Raw genomic sequence first — 17,886 nt, 5'->3', positions numbered from 1 at the left:
GGGTCAAAATAAATTCTCAGGAAATCCGATGTAACTTTTACCGAGTGAGCGGGACGAATGCATCGGGCATAAATAGCAGGCCGATACCATAACCTAAGACGTTTTCGTAAAGCTCACGGGTTCAGCATATTTTATTCTACCGGCTCATCGAGTGGTTTGTTTCCTGACAGCTCTCTTACGCGGTTAACTAACATTATATGCGGTGGTAACAGTACCAGCTTGAAACTATAATAAAGTATGCCACCAGCCAATAAAAGAAGAAATGGAATAAATAAATACTGCAGTTCAATAGATAAAAACCCTGCTAAACTTAAAATGAAAATAATAATAGAGGGTAATAAAAATAATGATAAGCCAAAAAATAAAAAATAAGAGCCTGATCCAAAAGTATCTGGGTGATTTCAACGACTTATGATTCTCTTTGTTTGCTTAAGACACGGAGGATCAGATGAGTTGGAATGAAACCACCCGCACATATTATGACCGCAGTTTCCTGCGCTATGCAAGTGATCTGACGGACGACGAATGGGCTTTGATTGAACCTGAAATACCTCTTCCAAATCGGATGGGGCGTCCTCGCAAGTGGCCGATGCGGGAGATCATGAACGCCTTGTTGTATATCGCGTCTACTGGCTGCCAATGGCGCATGTTACCAAGGGATTTCCCGCCTTTTTCGACGGTTCAGAAATATTTTTATTGGTGGCGTGATGACAGATTGCTGGAAAAGATCAATCACCGCCTGCTGTTTGAATGCCGCGAAGCACACGGCAGAAGCCCACACCCCAGCGCAGGTGTGATCGATAGCCAGTCGGTTAAAACCACAGAAAGTGGCGGTATTACTGGCTTTGACGCGGGCAAAAATATAAAAGGCCGCAAGCGGCATATTCTGACGGATACGGAAGGCTTTCTGGTGACAGCACTTGTGCATGCCGCGGATGTACAGGATCGCGACGGCGCACCAGCGGTGTTGATGGAAGCGCGAGACAAATTTCCATGGCTTCGCCATATCTTTGCCGATGGTGGCTATGCGGGAGATAAGCTAAAGCGCAAACTTAAAAAAGTCGGTCCATTCCGGATGGAAATCATCAAGCGATCCGATAAAATGAAAGGCTTTAAAGTCCTGCCCCGGCGATGGGTCGTAGAACGCACATTCGCATGGTTAGAGCGATCACGCCGTCTCGCCAAGGATTGGGAACGATGCTGGACCTCAGCTATCGCATGGCTATTCATGGCTCACATCCGTATCGCAACAAGACGACTGGCAAGAGCATGTTTCATATGAAAGACTTTTGATTCAGACTCTTAAAAATCATGTCAATGGCGCCAGAGCTGTTTCCCGGATCGCCTGACGGCGTTCGGGGTGACGCCGGTTTGTGGGGGAGAACGGTCTGCCAAAACCTTATGGGCTTAAACGGCTCAATAGACAAAAAAACGCCGCCCTGTGATTTCTGGTTAGTCACCAGCAGGGCGGCGCCGTAATTATTGCGGACGGGTGGCACTTGATGGGCTGGATTAATGCCCGCGCCTCACGTCAGATCCTCAGAGACTGCTCCGAAGGCATAACGATCCGCTCAAGTCCACACGTTTGGCATAATCACTTGACATCAGATCACCTCCTTTCGATTGCTTTACACACGCTATATGTGGCGTTGTTTGTGCGATTTGACAAGTTATTCGCGACGAAATTGGCCAAAGATGCCAATATGACTGATCGGGTGCGCATTAGCATTTTGTTCGCGGGCAAACCTGCTTATGACATTTCCGGTCTGAATGGAGTAGTGTTGCCAATGACTATACAGGAAATGCCCGAAACAACCCCGTCAACAGAGAACAGGATCACCCGCGCCAGTGACTGGATGCCTGTGCTGGCACGATATCGTGAGCCAGGGCTTGGCCGCAGCCTGTTTGAGCTGGCGGTCACTTTCATCCCCTTTGTGCTGCTCTGGGCCATGGCGGTCTGGTCGCTGCAGGTTGGCTACTGGCTGACGCTGCTGGTGGCGCTGCCGACGGCGGGCTTTCTCGTGCGCCTGTTCATTATCCAGCATGATTGCGGGCATGGCGCGTATTTCCGGCAGAAATGGCTGAACGGCTGGGTCGGGCGCTGTATCGGGGTGTTGACGGCAACGCCTTATTTCGTCTGGCACCGTGCCCACGCGCAGCATCATGCGGCTGCCGGCAATCTCGATAATCGGGGCATCGGCGCCGTGCACACCCTGACGGTTGAGGAATATCAGGCGAAATCCTGGTCGGGTCGCCTGAGCTATCGCGTCTTCCGCAGTCCGCTTGTGTTGTTTGGCATTGGCCCTGCCTATGTGTTTTTACTGCAGAACCGGCTGCCACTGGAGTTCCTGAATGGCGGCTGGCGCTATTGGGTGAGTGCCATGGGCACCAATCTGATGATGCTGCTGGTCGCAAGCGGTGTCATCTGGCTGATTGGCTGGCAGGCGTTTCTCGCCGTATTCCTGCCGGTCATGCTGTTTGCTGCATCAATCGGGGTCTGGCTGTTTTATGTGCAGCATCAGTTTGAAGACACCCACTGGTCACGCCATGAGGACTGGCAGATTCATCATGCTGCGCTGCATGGCTCGTCACATTATGATCTGCCGCAGCCGCTGCAATGGATCACCGGCAATATCGGCATTCATCATGTGCATCACCTGAATGCGCGTATCCCGTTTTACCGCTTGCCGAAAGTGCTGAAGGATCATCCGGCGCTTGCCTCCATCAAGCGGCTGACCCTGTGGCAGAGCCTGAAATCCATCAATTTGCATTTATGGTGTGAAACCCGTCAGCGTCTGGTCAGCTTCCGCGAGGCGAAGCTGGCGGCGGCCTGAGGCTAAGAGCGTTTCAGCTTTACCAGGGCGGCGTCGAGGGCAGAGAGAAACCTTGAGCGGTCTGCCTTGCTGAACGGGGCTGCGCCACCGATCTGGTCGCCGCCGGCTCGCAGGTCTGCCATGATCGCGCGGGTCGCGATGGCGCTTCCGATCATATCCTCCGTGAACGGTTTGCCATTCGGGTTGATGACAACAGCGTCGGCTTTGAGGCAGCGATCTGCCAGCAGGATGTCTGCGGTGATGACGACGCTGGCGCTGTTTGCTGCTTCCGCCACATAGTCATCTGCCGCATCGAATCCGTCGGATACGACAACGCGCTCTATCAACGGGTGCTGCGGCAGGCGCATATAGCTATTGGCAACGATTGCCACCGGCACCTTATGGCGGAAGGCCACTTTGTAAATTTCTTCCTTCACGGGGCAGGCGTCGGCATCGACCAGGATACGCATGGCTGAGGTGGTCATGAAGTCCGGTCCTTCCGAATGATGTCGCTGGCACCGACAAATCGTGCCATGCGTTCAATTTCGCTTGCCAGTTTTGCCAGCCGGTTGCCAGTGCTGCCAACACCGGATTCCCACCAGATATTTTCAACGCACAGCGTGCTCTTCTTGCGGTCGGCACGAATTTCAATGCGCCCCACAAGGCGGTCGCCCTCCAGCAGGGGATAGATATAATATCCATACTGACGTTTTGCGGCAGGCACAAATATCTCAATGCGATAATCGAACCCGAACAGGCGCTGTATCCTGTCGCGGTCCCGCACCAGCGGATCGAAGGGGTTGAGAATGCGCAGGCGCGATGTGGGCGCGCGCAAGGTTTCCAGCCGCGCCTCTATATCGGCTGGTGCAAAAGCCAGATGGCTGCTTTTGTCCGCATGCTTGATTTCAACAGGTATCAGGCTGTTGCTGGTGTTGCTGCACCAGTGCTTGACTTCCGCAAGGTCAGTGGCGGACCAGAAGCGCTGGATATCGCCTTCGGTGCCAAATGCCAGCCGGTTGAGGGCCTGATGGCAGAGCCAGTCAATCTGCTCCTGGTCGCTCACGTGACGCTCACGCCACTGTGCCGGGATCACGCGCTCTGACAGGTCATAGTACTTGATGAAGTTGTGTCGATGGCAGGTGGCCAGGTCCCCGGCATACCAGAGATAGTCAAGGCCGTATTTGTGTGCCGGGCGTGCCCAGGCGTGGACGGATTTGTCGGCCTTGCCGGAGAAATCTTTCGTGGATAAAGCGCCTTCTGCTTTAATGCGTGCACGGATGGCGGTGATGTCTTTTCCGGGCGGCATGACCTTCGCCCAGGTGCCGTTTTTCAACTGCGCGGCCATGCGGCCGAACTGTCGCTGCCAGTAGGGGTAGAACGCCATCGGCAGGATGGAGGCGTCATGGGTGAAGTGTTCAAATACCTGTCGCTCTTCCGTCAACAGAATATGCATCATGTCTTCGCGATAATTCTGGTTTCGGCTCCAGAGAATATGATCATGCGCCCTGGCAACGACGCGAATGGTGTCGAGCTGCACAAAGCCGAGCTGCTGAATGATTTCGCGCAACCTGTCTGTGGTGGCCGGGCCCGTCGGCGGCTTGTTCAAGCCCTGCGCCTCCAGCCACAGCCAGCGTGCCTGCCTGTTGGTGATTTCAAGTGTCATGACCGTTGCATCTTCTCAAGGCTCGCGCTTCAGGTCCACAGGCGTTCGGCGAACCAGAAACAGCCTGCGCAAAACAGGGGCAGGGCCAGCCAGGCCCGAGAGATATGTTTGCTGCCAGGCAGGACTGTGCCCAGCAGGCTCGCGATGCCCAGAATGAGACCAAGCGCCAGGATCTGCCCCAACTCTACCCCGATATTGAAGCCCAGCAACGGCGCAACAAGATTCCGCCCGGTAAGCTCCAGTTCCGTCAGCCCTCCCGCAAATCCGGCACCATGGATCAGCCCAAAGGCAATCGCGACCACAGGCACAAGCCGGATGGCTGTCGTCTGCGGCAGTTGCGCCGTTGCGGCCACGTACAGCATGATGGCGACCCCGAATGGCAGGACGAGACCTGATGGCAGGATAATCAGGGCGGTAAGGGCAGCAAAAAAACGGAATGCGGTTTTGCGCTGTTCTGGCAGTCCCGCTTCCAGGGCCGTGCTGGCGATTGTAAAAGCAATCAGTGCCTCAATCATCTGCTCACGCGGCTCAATTATACCCAGAACAGCCAGTGCCAGAGTGATGCTGTGCCCCACCGTAAAGCCCGTGACGGCAATCAGGGCACGGCGCAGGGTACCAGCCAGCAGCAAGAGCGCTGCGAGAAAGGCGAGGTGGTCTGGTCCGGAGAGAACATGATCGAAACCAAGCCTGACAAAGCCGGTCAGGCTGCCCGGGGTATGTGTGCCAGACAGGGAAAAAGCCGGCTGCGCTTCGCTCAGCAGCACTTCCCGCCCAGCGCCATCTGCTGCAGCGTCGTCAATTCTGGCAATATGGATATGTGTTGCGGAAACAGTGTGAAAAGCGGCAATCGTCACCACACTGTTTTCGCTGGCAACTGCCGTTGGGCAGCTGAACGAGAGGCGGGCACGGATGATCGCTCCGTCGCTGGTTAGAGGAGCAATGCCTGAGCGGACGCAAGGCGTATTGCCCTGCTGTACCGTGATCGTTTCTTTCAGGTGGTCTTCCAGCATGGGATAGAGCCCGCCTTCCAGGTCATAGAGCTGAGCCAGTTGCGTGATCCGGCGCGCATCGACAGCGAAGACGGCGTTCACATCTGTGCCGTCACTGCGCCAGCTTGAGAAAGACTGGCTAGTCGTGTGCGCTTTGGCAGGTGAGCAGAACAACCCGGCCAGCACCAACAGGAGCAGGGATAAACGGGTCATGGGGTTGCATCTGTTGTTTCAGCAGGGTCTATCAATGTCTTGATATGGGCCTGGCGCCGCAAGCGGTTGATATAATCCGTAAAGGCCTGTTCTTCCTGCCGGCGGCGCCATTCAGCCTCCACCTGACTGCTGACCATATCGAAGGGCAGGGCCGTGCCGCCAGTACGCGCTTGCAGCCAGATATAAATATTGCGCCCCGCATAGGTGAATGGCCCGGCAATCTCGCCTGCTTCCATGGTGCTGACAGCTTCAAGACCGGCCCTGCCTGTGTAATCCGAGAGTTTGCCAAGCGGCAGATCAGGCGGTGGTGAGAAATCTTCGAGCCCTGCTGCGCTCACGGCATCTTCAAATCGGTTGCCTGCCTGCATTAACGCCCGAAACTGCGCCAGTGACTCGGGGGAGGTTGTGCCGGCAATGCGCACAGTGACAAAGTCCGGTGATGAAAAAAGCCCCTGTTCATCCTCATAGAGTTTGCGCAGCGCGTCCTGCGTCGGGTCGATCGGGCCATCAAGAGCAAGTGAGGAGCGGATGACCGCCTGTATAAGTGTCTTGCGTGTCTGGCGGTCCGTGCGCGCCATATCCAGAGCGAGGGCGCGCTGTACGATTAACTCCTCATTGATGAGTATATCGAGGGCTCTGGCTTTATCCTCCGCGGTTAATGGCCGGGCAAGCCCTGCTTGCATGGCCGTGAGAGCCCGCTCATATTCCGTTCGGAGAATAATGTCCTCATTCACGATGGCAACAGCACCGCGCTGACCCGTGGCAGGCGCAATACCAAGGGCTGTCATCAGGGCGACAGCAAGCGCAATCAACGCACCGACCGCATACCAGGTTGCTTCCGGCAGTTGCCGCAGAATTTTCAGGGGCATTGTCAGTGCTCTTTATTCAAGGGAAGGGGCGGTCGTGCCAGATGCAACCTGTGATGTGTAAGTCAGATAAATGGGAGATGACCAGGCGCGCACATCCATCGGTGCCGTGCAGTCCTCATCCCCTGTGCGCCAGTCGCCATAGCAGATATTCGGCTTGATGCAGTTGCCTTCTTCATCCCGCTCACAGCGCAGCGCATCCGCATTGATGGTCGGGCGTGGTTCCTGAATGGCACGGGCATAATAAAGCGCGTCACGCCCACCAGCCGAGAAAGCAGCATCGGTAAAGGTGAACGAGCAGCCGGCCTGATCTGCCGGGCAGTTATGCACCAGAAACGGGTCATCGATGAGGTCTCCCACATCTTCATCAGGTGAGATTTGCGGGCGGATACGGATGATTTCGATTCGCTGAATCAGATTGCGTTCATCAGAAGGATTGTAGCATTCTCCCGAGCAGATGGAGCTGATGCGATCTTCCCCCAGCGCGTCCATGGCATAGTCCGGGCAGCCGGGCTTCTGCTTGAAGGAGCCTGTCGCCTTGACGGTGAACGTGCCAGCTTCTGATGTTTCGACGGTTGCGCCCATCGGGGCGGAAGCGCCATCCGGGTCCACCCTGTCAAACCAGAGCAACATGCGCGGACCCGAGGTTGCATATGTTTCCCGGCGTTGTAATGCATCCCATATCTCGGCGCGGGAGCGGCCTTCGCTGTGCACAGCGGCCAGGCCCCCGGTCTGCCAGAAAGTTGACTGACGTTCGATCTCCGTTAACTGGAAACCGGCAATCGCCTGGAGTTCTTCACGCGTCCGGCGATAAATCTGAGCGTCTCGCGGTGTGTCATCCTGCAGGAAAAGGCTCCTGTATTCCGGTTTGATGACGCCACCTGCTTCCGTATTCATCCGGCGCGCTACTTCCTTGTAGCCCGTGCCAGGGCGTGCGCGGTGGTTGTCTGATGAGGCAATAAAGCCCCAGTTGAAGCGGTTGACCGGCTCCCCCGCATCATCAAAGCGCGAGATAGCGAGGCCATATTGCGCACTTGTTTTGGGGCGATAGTTAAAGGCAGGCAGATAACAGTCTGTACACTGGCCTGACTCAAGCCAGTCCTCAACGCTTTCGCCGCCAATGGCCAGATGATAGGCAATCGCCATATTGGCGGTAGCATCGCGCGCTTCGGCGGCGCGGGCTGAGCAGTCATCTGCGCTGTCACCTTCGGCAAGGCAGCGTTCTTCAATGATTTCGCCGGCACGGACACACGCTGGTGTGTATGTCGGCGTCTTTTCCGGGCAAATGCCTGTCAACCCGTCTTCCGAGGCAATAACGTCAATGTAATCACGATATTCTTCTGAATTGCCGTGCCCGGAGTAAATCTCAAGAAGAGAGAATGCTTCTGGTCGTTGTGCCGGTTCCAGTTGCTTGTCCCAAGTGGTGCCCGGCGGTGTGTAGAAGCCCCAGGTGGAGCCATGCGGAATAATCAGCGGATCAAGTCCCTGGTCTTCAAGTCGTGCAACGAGATCGCCGGGCGTTGCTGCGGCTTCATAACAATCAGCGGGCAGTTCACTTGAGGGCAGGTCAGCATCGCATAAGGGCGTAGCCTGAACATTTTTGATATAGGTATTGAAGTCCCAGTAAACGTCGCGGTTTCCCCAGTCGAGAAGGGAGAGACCTGCGGGCATGCCGAAGGCATTTGTGCGCAATGCATCCATGGCACCGCCAATAGCGGCGATGGGCCGCGCGGACACATTGTCATCATCCAGCCCCTCGAAGATGACATTTTTATGCCCGAAATGCTCCGTTGGTATGGCGCCCACTTGCGTCCATTCAAAGCCGAGGAACGAGACGAGATCAGGATTGTCCTGGTCGAGTGCTTTCGCCTGACACTGGCGCAGGCTCTTTTTGGCTTCAGCCCAGCGCGCAGGCGTCGCGGCCTCTGCGTGATCCGTGATGGCCCAGAAGTCCATCGCTGAGCAGTAGCGTGCAAAATCGCAGGCATCTGCCAGGGGGTGCACCCCCTTGCCATGGTTCAGTGGCAGGGCCCAGAGGAAAGCGTCTGTAGAGTAGGTGGTATGCACATGTAGATCACCAAACAGGATCTGTTTTTCGCTGCTTGCCGGTGCAACCGCCGCGTCTGCCTGTTGGCGGGCAATCACGACAGGCGTCGGTACCGCATCTCCGACGATCGTGCCGGCAGTGCGCTCCTCTCCCAGCTTGCCTGACATGACAGCCCGGTCAAAAAGATGCCAGCCGCCCAGCAGCATGGCCAGTACAATGACAAGCCCGATGATAATACGCATGACCGTTCCCTCCATTATCTCGACGAGAACAGGGTACAGTGTGTTTTTTTTTTGAACAGGGGGAAGGTGAGTCTGTAACCGGGAAATCTGCTACTTATGAGCAGATCACCTCAAAAATGTGGTATTAGCCGACTGATGTTGCGCCGCAACAATCAGCAGGCGGCCCAATCAGGCAATCAGGCGCAAGGCAAATGACAGGGCCAGAAGCAGTGATCCGCTGGTGGCGATCCACGCGCTGAGTGAAGCTGAAGCAGGTCTCTCGCCGAAATATGTCCGTTGTTTACTCATAATTGCAGTCCCTATCTGTGTTATATAGCGACGCGTCCATTGACGTCCCGATACTTCATTCCCCCGAAAACGATCCGCAAGATGGCTGATCGGTGGTATTTTTCGGCACATCATGGCCAGAACAGGATTCCTCTCTGCCTGCCTTGCCATTGTGATAAAGCCTATCCTAGAAACCTTGCTGCGAATTGAATAAAATTACCCCTCAGGATTAAAGGAAATAAACCATGGCAGGCTTGTGGCTGGAAGAATTTGAAGAAGGCATGGTTTTCAACCATGATCTGTCACGTACGGTCACGGAATATGACAACATGCATTTTTCCCTGATGACGATGAATGTGCAGCCATTGCATATTGATGCCGAATTTGCGGCGGGTACAGAATGGGGCAAGCCACTCGTCAACAGCCTGTTCACGCTTGGCCTGATGATCGGCATGACCGTCGGGGATACAACACTGGGCACCACTATCGGCAATCTGGGCATGACGGATGTGGTGTTTCCCAAGCCGGTTTTCCATGGAGACACAATACGTGCACGGACAAAAGTAAAGGGTGTGAGAGCCAGTAAATCCCGGCCGGGACAGGGGATTGTCACGTTCTTTCACGAGGCGATCAATCAGCGCGGAGAGGTGGTGGCAAGTTGTGAGCGTGCCGCCCTGATGCGTGCCAGACCAACTGAGACGGGAAAGGGAGGCGCGGCATGAACTTTACCACACTTCTTTTTGTGCCCGGTGACAGTGAAAAGAAACAGGCAAAATGTGCTGCCGTCGGCGCTGATATCACTATCCTCGACCTTGAAGATTCTGTCGCCCTTGCACGCAAGCAGGAAGCACGACAGATCTCAGCCACAGCACTGCGCGACGTACTGCCGCAGGATATTCAGTGCTTTGTCAGGGTTAATGCGCTCGACACGGAGATGACCCGCGATGACCTTGCGGCCATTCTGCCTGCTGCGCCTGACGGTATCATTCTGCCCAAGTGCAATGGCCCGGAAGATGTGCAGGCGCTGGCCAACATGATGGCCGGGCTGGAAGTGCCGGAACGGGCGGGCAAAACCTCTATTATCGCGATCGTTACCGAGACAGCCCAGGGCGTCCTGTCCCTGGCAAGGGGCGATGCCTGGGCTCATCCGCGCCTTGTGGGCATGATGTGGGGGGCAGAAGACCTGGCGGCGGATATCGGTGCGGCACGCAACTTCGAAAACGGCACTTACACGGAGCCGTTCCGGCTGGCGCGCAATCTCTGCCTGCTGGCAGCGCGTGCCGCGGGTGTTACGCCCATTGACACGGTCTATGCAGACTTCCGCGACCTTGAAGGCCTTAAAGGCCAGACAGAAACTGCCCTGCGGGACGGTTTTGATGCAAAGGCAGCAATACACCCTGCGCAGGTCGATGTGATCGCGCAGGCGTTTCAACCGGATGAGCAGAGTATTGTCTGGGCGCGGGCAGTGGAAGCAGCATTTGCTGATGCCTCTGCGGGCGTGGCAAGTCTGGATGGCAAGATGCTCGACATGCCGCATCTGCGAACAGCGCGAAAAATCCTTTCACGCGCCCCTAAAGGTTAATTTCTGCCGTGAAAGACAGGCCAGAATAGCCTAAATGGTTAACAAACCACTAATTTTGTTGGCATATTTCCCTCAGTGTAGTATGGTAAATGAGATTGACGGTGTGGGTGCATCGTCTTTCGTGGAGGGGGAGACTACGCTGATGAAGACGAGAGTGGTCAATAATGCAACCAGTAAAGCACTATCAGGAGCTTAAAGGCGCTGAAAATACGGACATGCGGGTTTCATTTGAACCCCATAATGCCGATGCGTTTTTCAAGAATAACCCGCCTTGCGTGCATTTGCTCGGCATTCAGTTCGAGATCAGCAGCATCTGTTTGACAGGGTTGACCCTGAAGCTGCCGGAAGGCCTGTCACTGGCACAGGTGCCGGATGCGCAAACACTATCCTTTATCCAGAGCGGTACCTGCTTCTATGAATGTCCGGTTATCCTGCAACCGCTGAAAACCGGCGTGGCAGAAGTTGATGTTCTCTACGATCAGCGCGGCGTGGATATTGAGGTTATTGCCCGCAAGAATGCAGCTGCTCTGGCCCGCCGCAAGGCTGGCGCCAGTCATCCGTCAATCACTCATGCCGTGCCTTCTGATTATCGCGTCTTCTGCACACAGGTGCTCGACTATCTCTCTGACCGGCGCAGTTTTATCGAAAACAACATTGCGCCGCATGAAGATTATTTCACCCTGGAGGAAGCGGATACTGTCGCTTATGGCCTCGAGGAGGCATCCGAAACAGACTGGGCGGAACTGTGTTTTGCCGGAAATGAGCTCGTGTTGCCGCACATGAATGATGATGCGTTGCGCCCGGCACTCAAGACCTTTACGGAAAAGCTGATCACTTATGAGCTCGTCAAAGGCACGAACTGGCATCGCAGTTTCTTCAAGCCCATGGGCTACCCCGGTGATTTCCAGATTATGAACTACATGTATGATCACCAGCCGGAAGGTACGACAACCTACAGCCGCTACCTGCACATGCTGGGCTTGATCTCCGGCCGGCCGATTGTCTCGCGCATGGATTATATCAGCCGCTATCTTGAGGGGCTGAGTGACGGGTCTGACAATGTTTATCACGTGATGAGCATCGGCAGCGGCCCGGCGCGCGAGGTGCAGCGTTTTCTGGAGCGGACAAACGCCAAGGATGAGGGCTACAGCTTCACCCTGGTGGATCAGGAAATAGAGGCCCTGAATTACGGCATCAATGCTGCCTATCGCAGTCTTGCCCCTAGCCGTTCCAATGTTATTGTCAGTGGTATGCATACGTCCTTTACGGAGATGCTCCGTCCCATGAGCACATTCCGGCATTTGCCGAAACAGCACCTGATTTATTCAGCGGGGCTTCTGGACTATCTCAATGCCGGCTTGTGCCGTAAGCTGACCAGCAAGCTCTATGACCATTTACGTCCCGGCGGCACACTGCTTGTGGGCAATGTAAATGATGCCAGTATCGGCACTTACTGGCCCATGGAATACATCCTGGACTGGACATTGTTCTTCCGGAACGAGCAGGAAATGTATGACATGGCAACTGGCTGCAAGGGCGCAGATGTCAGCGTCGAGACAGATGAAAACGGCGCCGTCTACATGCTGAAAGTGACCAAGCCTTACTGATCCGCTCAAGCGGAAACGCGTTGTGGTTCTTCGGGTTCAGACGGCTCTTCGGAGCGGTCTTCCTGGTCCGTGCCGCTCTGTTTCAGGGGCAGGCGTATCTCAACGATTGTACCGGTGTCACCAGTGCGGCGCATATCAAGTTCCCCCTTATGCAGGGCTATGATTTTTTCTGCCAGGGTTACACCCAGACTCAGTTTTTCGCTGACACTGAGGAATTCTTCTGTCATTTCCATGGAATTCCGGATCTGCTCAAGCTGTTCATTGTCAATGCCGGGGCCTTCATCCTCCACATAAAACATGACGTGGCTGTTCGTTTTCTCGACACGGATATTGACCGAGCTGCCTTCAGGTGTTGCCTCGACAGCGTTTTCGATAATCTCAAAAAGAGCGTCTTCAATCAGGGAAGCGTCGGCCTGAACAGAGATGTTGCTGCGCTCATAGGCAATATGTACCTTTTTGTCAGTCGCCTTCTGGCTGACGCCTGACATGGCGCACTCCACCAGCTCGTTGGCTGAAACCCGTTCAGGGGTGAACCGGATGGTGCCAGCCTCCAGCCGACCATGCTTCATCAGGCGCTGTACCAGTCGAAGCAGGTTCTGCCCGGCTGAGTGAATATGCTCACTATACTCCACATATTCAGGGTGCTGTTGTTTGCCGAGTGATTCCTGCTCCAGAATCTGGGCATAGCCGATAATCTGGTGAAGCGGTGTTCTGAACACGTGAGTCAGAATGTTGAGAATGGCACTCTTGCGTTTGAGGGAGCTCTTGGCATCTGCAACCATCTGTTCAAGCTGTTCATGCAACCTGAGACGCTCTTCGTGTTTGATAAATTCATGACGTCGCGACATCTCCAGCAGATAGTTGGAAACACCAGCCAGCATGAATGAACTGAAAATGAAAAACGTGGCTGCAATCCTGCCAACGTCAACCGGCATTTGCCAGGTTGCGAGACAGAAAGCAGTAAAGACAGTCAGTAAAACGAACAATGTGCGCGGGACGGTTAGTCGGATCAGCCCGGTAGATACCATCGCAACGACGATAAGGCCGACATAATAGGGCGGCGTATCAATGTTCCCTTCCATCCAGATCATCAGCGCAATCGACAGGCCGGCAACCAGCATAAGCATCCCGGCCAGTTCTTGAAAATATTGCCGGCCCATTTTTGTCATGGAAAAGCGTATGATCAGGAAAGCACCAAGCGCACAGAAAATCCTGACGGTCAGAATCATGAATGTAGCATTGGTCAGTGTCAGGAGGTCCAGGAAACCATACAGGATATAGACAGCCACAGCAGCATAGAGCATGTACCTGTCTTTCCGGGAGTAGAAGGACAGGGCATACTCGTGATATCTGCGCTCCCTCAGCGGATCGCTGAAGCGCGCCGTGAGTTTGCTGATCTCTTTCGAAGCTGCGGCCATGAACATGCTTAAGTTGCTTTAACCATGTCTAGCGCATACAGATTGCCTTTTTATTAACCGCATCCTTTCTTTGTGCACTGATGTTTTTAAGTTTGATACTTTTCGCTATCTGATGGCCGGTCTGTGGAAGGAATTATTTACCTCTTTATCCTATGGTGACCACTGGTATCTCTTGGGAAATAACATGTTGCTGCAACGTAAGAAGGTCAGCCCGGCACTCAGTGAAGAGGCTCAGCTTCTTTACAAGTCTCTGAAACGCCTGCCGCAGCTTGATTCTTTTCGCAATCCTGTCACTCGTGATATTGCGCGTAAAATCCAGAACGGTGAGTGGGCGGAAACACAGAAACAGCTGGATTTTTCATATGACCTGACGGCCCACCCCATGGGCGGTGTCGATGGTGTTCGTATGCTGACCAAAGGGTTCAAGGCTGACGGACCGATTATCCTGTATCTTCATGCAGGCGGATTTGTTTGCGGGTCACCTGAGTCAAATGCAGGGGCGGTTCTGCCGTTATGTGATATGACCGGTGGCCAGGCCTATGGCGTGCGGTATGCGCTTGCGCCAGAAAATCCGTTCCCGGCAGCATGGAACGATGCAACTGCATATTATAAGGCGCTGTTGCAGGAAATTCCCGACAACAAGCGCATCATTGCCGTAGGTGACTCAGCTGGTGGCAATCTGCTGCTGTCCAGCCTGGTGCGCTGGCGCGATGAAGGTCTTCGCCTGCCTGACAAGGCGGTACTTATTTCTCCGGTACTGGATGGCAGTGCCTCAAGTGATACAATGCTGACCGTCCAGAGGCATGATCCATTGATCCAGAACAAGGGTGGCACCAGTATAAGCAGCCTGTTCCGTCATTATGCGAATGGTCTTGATGTGACGGATCCGAGGGTTTCCCCGATCAATGCTGACCTTTCCGGTCTGCCACCCCTGATGATTCAGGTCGGCTCCAGAGAAGTCCTGCTTGGGGACAGTGCACGTCTATCACAACGCGCCTTGCGCGCTGGCAATGACGTGCGTCTCAGGGTTCTCGATGGCATGTTCCACATGTTCCATCTTTACTGGAACCTGCCAGAGACTAAAGCAGTCTATGAAGACATGAGCAATTTTGCCCTGTACTGATTGACCGCCTAGCAGGCTTCCGCCGCTAATTCTCCAGCAGCGCTGTTCACACCACTTTCCTGTAAGGCGAATAATTCCCGTGCCATGCTGGCATAATGATGGCTGGGCACACGCGGGAAGGCATGATGCAACAGGTGATAATTATGGCCTGCATGGAGAAAAGTTGAAATCGCTTGTGCGGCCCCGGGCAGGATCAGGATATGCATGATCTGCTCCTGCGGTGCATCGGGAGATTGCCGGTGCGGGATCACCGCTACGGCCATGAACACCAGTGAGAAGCTCAAATAGGCCGGGATGAGCCAGAGCAGGAAGACGTTCTGCCAGCCAAAGAAGCTGGCCAGAAGGGTGGCCAGAGCGAGGACCGCAACCCAGAACCCTGCGAAGAACAACAATATATCTGTGCGCCGCTTTTCAATGCCATAGCGCACCATTGCTGCATGATCGTAAAACATGCCGAAAACGAGCTTGAACACAACATGCAGAATGTGCCCGCGCAACACCCAGTAATTGGGGTCTTCCTTCGGATCATTGACATTCTGGTGATGCGCAAGATGCGTGATGCGAAACCCGTGATAGGGGGTGAGCGTTACCAGCCCGATCAGGGAACCAATAGTATGGTTTAGAAACCGATAGCTGCGCTGTCCTTTGAAGACGATCCCGTGGGCCAGCTCGTGCGTGATATTGAAGCAGACGAACCCCAGCCAGGTTTGCAGAACGATGCCAAGGCAGAGTTTCAGCCACAGCGCGTCTGAACTTGCTCCCCAGAAAAAAATACCGGCAAAGGCCAAAAAGGCGGCGCCCCCATTCACCAGGGATGTCCAGTCGATGCCGCCACGTGTCATATAGCGCGCGGCAATCAAGTTTGCCTGCCGTTTCGCGTCACCCTGTTCAAACAGGTTCAGGTCGAGTGTTTTGATACCAAGCATGAATTTGCCTACACGTCTTTCATGATCAGAGTATAAGTGCCCAAATCATTGAAAACAATGAATAAAGGGTTAACGCCGTAGGGTGGCGCAACTATATGTTGTGCGAAAGCCTAAAACGCCCCCTATATGAGCGTTCCGGGAAGGACAGACATTATGCCATTACCAGACAAACCGCAGCTGGGAGACTCACTGCCGTCCGCGCACCCCTCCGATGAGACATTGCGCCTTCTAGCCCTGCGGCGCTCCACCACGGTTAAAACAATGAACGGGCCCGGACCTGATGCAGAGCAGCTGGCGCAGATCATGGAGATCGGTGCCCGTGTGCCCGATCACCGCCGTGTCTGCCCGTATCGCTTCATTGTCTTTGATGGTGAAGCGCGCGCTGAAATTGGTCCGGTATTCAGGGAAGGCTTCCTGCAGGACAATCCGGATGCATCTGAAGAGGCAGCCAATCAGGAGGCGCATCGCTTCATGCGGGCGCCGACGATCGTTGCGGTCGTATTTTCTCCGCAAACAGAACACAGAACCCCTTTATGGGAACAGTCACTGACGGCTGGCGCCGTATGTCAGAATATGCTGATCGCAGCCAGTGCCATGGGTTTTGCTGTTCAGTGGCTCACCGAATGGTATGCCTATAATCGCCATGTCCTCGCGGCGATGGGGCTGGAAACCCACGAGCAAATTGCCGGGTTCCTTTATTTCGGTACTGCCGAGGAAGATCCGAAAGAGCGCCCGCGCGTCGATGCGGCAAGCCTCATCACGCATTGGCAGAAGACGGCATAGCCGTGGCAGGATTTTCTCAGCTGTAACTGCCACAATCTTTTGACAGCCAGTATGGTCGCTCTAGTCTTTGTCGCCAAAGGAGTAAGCTCATGGATTTGTCATTTTCAGAAATAGACGAAGCATTCCGCCAGGAGGTGATCAGTTTTCTCGCTGAAAACTGGCCCGATGAAAAGCGCGGCGGCAAGGTAGACTTCAACAAGGAGACCTATCTCGACTGGCACAGAAAACTACACGGTAAGGGCTGGGCTGCGCCGGCCTGGCCAGAAGAATATGGCGGTACAAGCTGGACTCCGACGCAGCGCTATATTTTCGATCAGGAAATGGCCAAAGCAGAAACGTTCCCGTCGCTGGCATTCAACACGTCCATGGTCGGGCCGGTGATATATACTTTCGGCTCGCCAGAACAGAAAGAGCGGTTCCTGCCACCAACCCTGTCCGCAGATATATGGTGGTGTCAGGGCTATTCCGAGCCGGGGTCGGGATCTGACCTTGCATCCCTGCGCACCAAAGCCGTGCGCGATGGTGATCATTACATCGTCAACGGATCAAAAACCTGGACCACATATGCGCAATATGCGGACTGGATTTTCTGTCTTGTGCGCACTGACCCGGATGTGAAAAAGCAGCAGGGTATTTCCTTTCTGTTGATTGATATGAAGACCCCCGGCGTGACAGTGCGTCCCATCATCACGCTGGGCGGTGACCATGAGGTCAATGAAGTATTTCTGGAGGATGTCAAAGTTCCGGCCGAAAACCTCATCGGCGAGGAAAACATGGGTTGGACCTATGCCAAGTTCCTGCTCATGCATGAACGCTCCAATATTGCTGCTGTGCATCAGTCCAAGCGCTATCTCGACCGCCTGAAAGAGGTTGCGGCCAATGACGAGGTTGCCGGACACGGACCGAAGATGAGCGAAGACCCGGACTTTATCCGTAAGGTCTCCGAGATCGAGATTGATCTGACGGCGCTGGAATTCACAGAATTGCGCTCTCTGGCGAATGAAGAAGCCGGGAAGGGGCCAGGAGCTGAATCCTCTATCCTGAAAATTCGTGGTACGGAACTTCAGCAGCGTATTTCCCATCTGGCGGTCGAGTTGGCGGGCTATTACGCCCTGCCATATCAGCGCAATCTGGGGCATAATGAGCATCCATCGGGACCGGAACATACCGTCCATGCTGCCGCGCATTATTTCAACGGGCGCAAGACCAGCATTTACGGTGGTACCAACGAGATCCAGCGTAACATCATCGCCAAGGCCGTCCTCGGCCTGTAGAAATCAAGACCGTGCTCGGCTTGTAGGAAACAGGGCCGCAATCGGGCTGTCGGCCAGGCGACTGAACAAAGAA

General features: G+C 54.6%; 15 protein-coding genes. 8 read left to right on the top strand and 7 right to left on the bottom strand.

Translation table 11 applies throughout. From position 1 onward, the window contains the following. Nucleotides 1-448 precede the first annotated feature (448 nt). Both RAL90_RS09280 and RAL90_RS09275 read left to right on the top strand, forming a co-directional pair. A complete protein-coding gene (locus RAL90_RS09280; protein WP_306249879.1) occupies nt 449-1,282 on the top strand; it encodes an IS5 family transposase in 834 nt (277 codons plus the stop codon). A gap of 520 nt (nt 1,283-1,802) precedes the next feature. Further along, nucleotides 1,803-2,834, top strand: a complete 1,032-nt coding sequence (locus RAL90_RS09275; protein ID WP_372340462.1) for a fatty acid desaturase — start codon at nt 1,803-1,805, stop codon at nt 2,832-2,834. A gap of 2 nt (nt 2,835-2,836) precedes the next feature. Here the strand turns inward: RAL90_RS09275 and RAL90_RS09270 are convergent, their stop codons facing one another. From RAL90_RS09270 to RAL90_RS09250, 5 genes are read right to left on the bottom strand one after another with little or no spacing between them, the layout of a single operon-like run. Then, nucleotides 2,837-3,283: a YaiI/YqxD family protein gene (locus RAL90_RS09270; RefSeq protein WP_372340461.1), complete on the bottom strand. Its 447-nt coding sequence runs from the start codon at nt 3,281-3,283 to the stop codon at nt 2,837-2,839. Nucleotides 3,284-3,294: 11 nt separating this feature from the next. After that, on the bottom strand, nt 3,295-4,476 hold the full coding sequence (locus tag RAL90_RS09265; protein ID WP_306249874.1) for a winged helix-turn-helix domain-containing protein: 1,182 nt from the start codon (nt 4,474-4,476) through the stop codon (nt 3,295-3,297). A gap of 29 nt (nt 4,477-4,505) precedes the next feature. Then, complete coding sequence (locus RAL90_RS09260) at nt 4,506-5,678, bottom strand: HupE/UreJ family protein (protein ID WP_306249873.1); 1,173 nt, start codon at nt 5,676-5,678, stop codon at nt 4,506-4,508. Beyond that, on the bottom strand, nt 5,675-6,547 hold the full coding sequence (locus tag RAL90_RS09255) for a peptidylprolyl isomerase (RefSeq protein WP_306249871.1): 873 nt from the start codon (nt 6,545-6,547) through the stop codon (nt 5,675-5,677). The genes RAL90_RS09260 and RAL90_RS09255 overlap by 4 nt, the downstream gene beginning before the upstream one ends. 12 nt (nt 6,548-6,559) lie before the next feature. After that, nucleotides 6,560-8,833, bottom strand: coding sequence for a DUF3604 domain-containing protein (locus RAL90_RS09250; protein WP_306249869.1), 2,274 nt, complete (start codon nt 8,831-8,833; stop codon nt 6,560-6,562). Nucleotides 8,834-9,345: 512 nt separating this feature from the next. Between RAL90_RS09250 and RAL90_RS09245 the strand changes: the two genes are divergently transcribed. From RAL90_RS09245 to RAL90_RS09235, 3 genes are all read left to right on the top strand, one after another. Beyond that, complete coding sequence (locus tag RAL90_RS09245) at nt 9,346-9,822, top strand: MaoC family dehydratase (protein ID WP_306249866.1); 477 nt, start codon at nt 9,346-9,348, stop codon at nt 9,820-9,822. Beyond that, nucleotides 9,819-10,682 carry a CoA ester lyase gene (locus RAL90_RS09240; RefSeq protein ID WP_306249864.1) on the top strand — a complete coding sequence of 288 codons (864 nt, stop codon included), beginning with the start codon at nt 9,819-9,821 and terminating at the stop codon, nt 10,680-10,682. The genes RAL90_RS09245 and RAL90_RS09240 overlap by 4 nt, the downstream gene beginning before the upstream one ends. Nucleotides 10,683-10,846: 164 nt before the next feature. Continuing rightward, nucleotides 10,847-12,289, top strand: a complete 1,443-nt coding sequence (locus tag RAL90_RS09235; protein ID WP_306249862.1) for a hypothetical protein — start codon at nt 10,847-10,849, stop codon at nt 12,287-12,289. A gap of 5 nt (nt 12,290-12,294) precedes the next feature. Here the strand turns inward: RAL90_RS09235 and RAL90_RS09230 are convergent, their stop codons facing one another. Continuing rightward, the gene (locus tag RAL90_RS09230; protein WP_306249860.1) at nt 12,295-13,713 is read right to left on the bottom strand and encodes a sensor histidine kinase KdpD; all 1,419 of its coding nucleotides are present in this window, start codon (nt 13,711-13,713) and stop codon (nt 12,295-12,297) included. Nucleotides 13,714-13,891: 178 nt separating this feature from the next. Between RAL90_RS09230 and RAL90_RS09225 the strand changes: the two genes are divergently transcribed. Continuing rightward, complete coding sequence (locus RAL90_RS09225) at nt 13,892-14,830, top strand: alpha/beta hydrolase (RefSeq protein ID WP_306249858.1); 939 nt, start codon at nt 13,892-13,894, stop codon at nt 14,828-14,830. Nucleotides 14,831-14,838: 8 nt separating this feature from the next. Here RAL90_RS09225 and RAL90_RS09220 read toward each other — a convergent pair whose 3' ends face one another. Then, entirely contained in the window at nt 14,839-15,756 is a 918-nt protein-coding gene (locus RAL90_RS09220) for a fatty acid desaturase (protein WP_306249856.1), read from the bottom strand. 153 nt (nt 15,757-15,909) lie between these two features. On the opposite strand from RAL90_RS09220, the gene RAL90_RS09215 reads away from it, so the two are divergent. Further along, entirely contained in the window at nt 15,910-16,539 is a 630-nt protein-coding gene (locus RAL90_RS09215; protein ID WP_306249854.1) for a nitroreductase, read from the top strand. 89 nt (nt 16,540-16,628) lie between these two features. Next, the gene (locus RAL90_RS09210; RefSeq protein ID WP_306249852.1) at nt 16,629-17,813 is read left to right on the top strand and encodes an acyl-CoA dehydrogenase family protein; all 1,185 of its coding nucleotides are present in this window, start codon (nt 16,629-16,631) and stop codon (nt 17,811-17,813) included. The last annotated feature ends 73 nt before the right edge of the window (nt 17,814-17,886 follow it).

Origin of the sequence: Parvularcula sp. IMCC14364 (assembly GCF_030758415.1) — a bacterium.
Lineage (GTDB): Bacteria > Pseudomonadota > Alphaproteobacteria > Caulobacterales > Parvularculaceae > Aquisalinus.
Note: the sequence above shows the minus strand (reverse complement) of the source record. Positions and strands in the feature narration are given on the sequence as shown.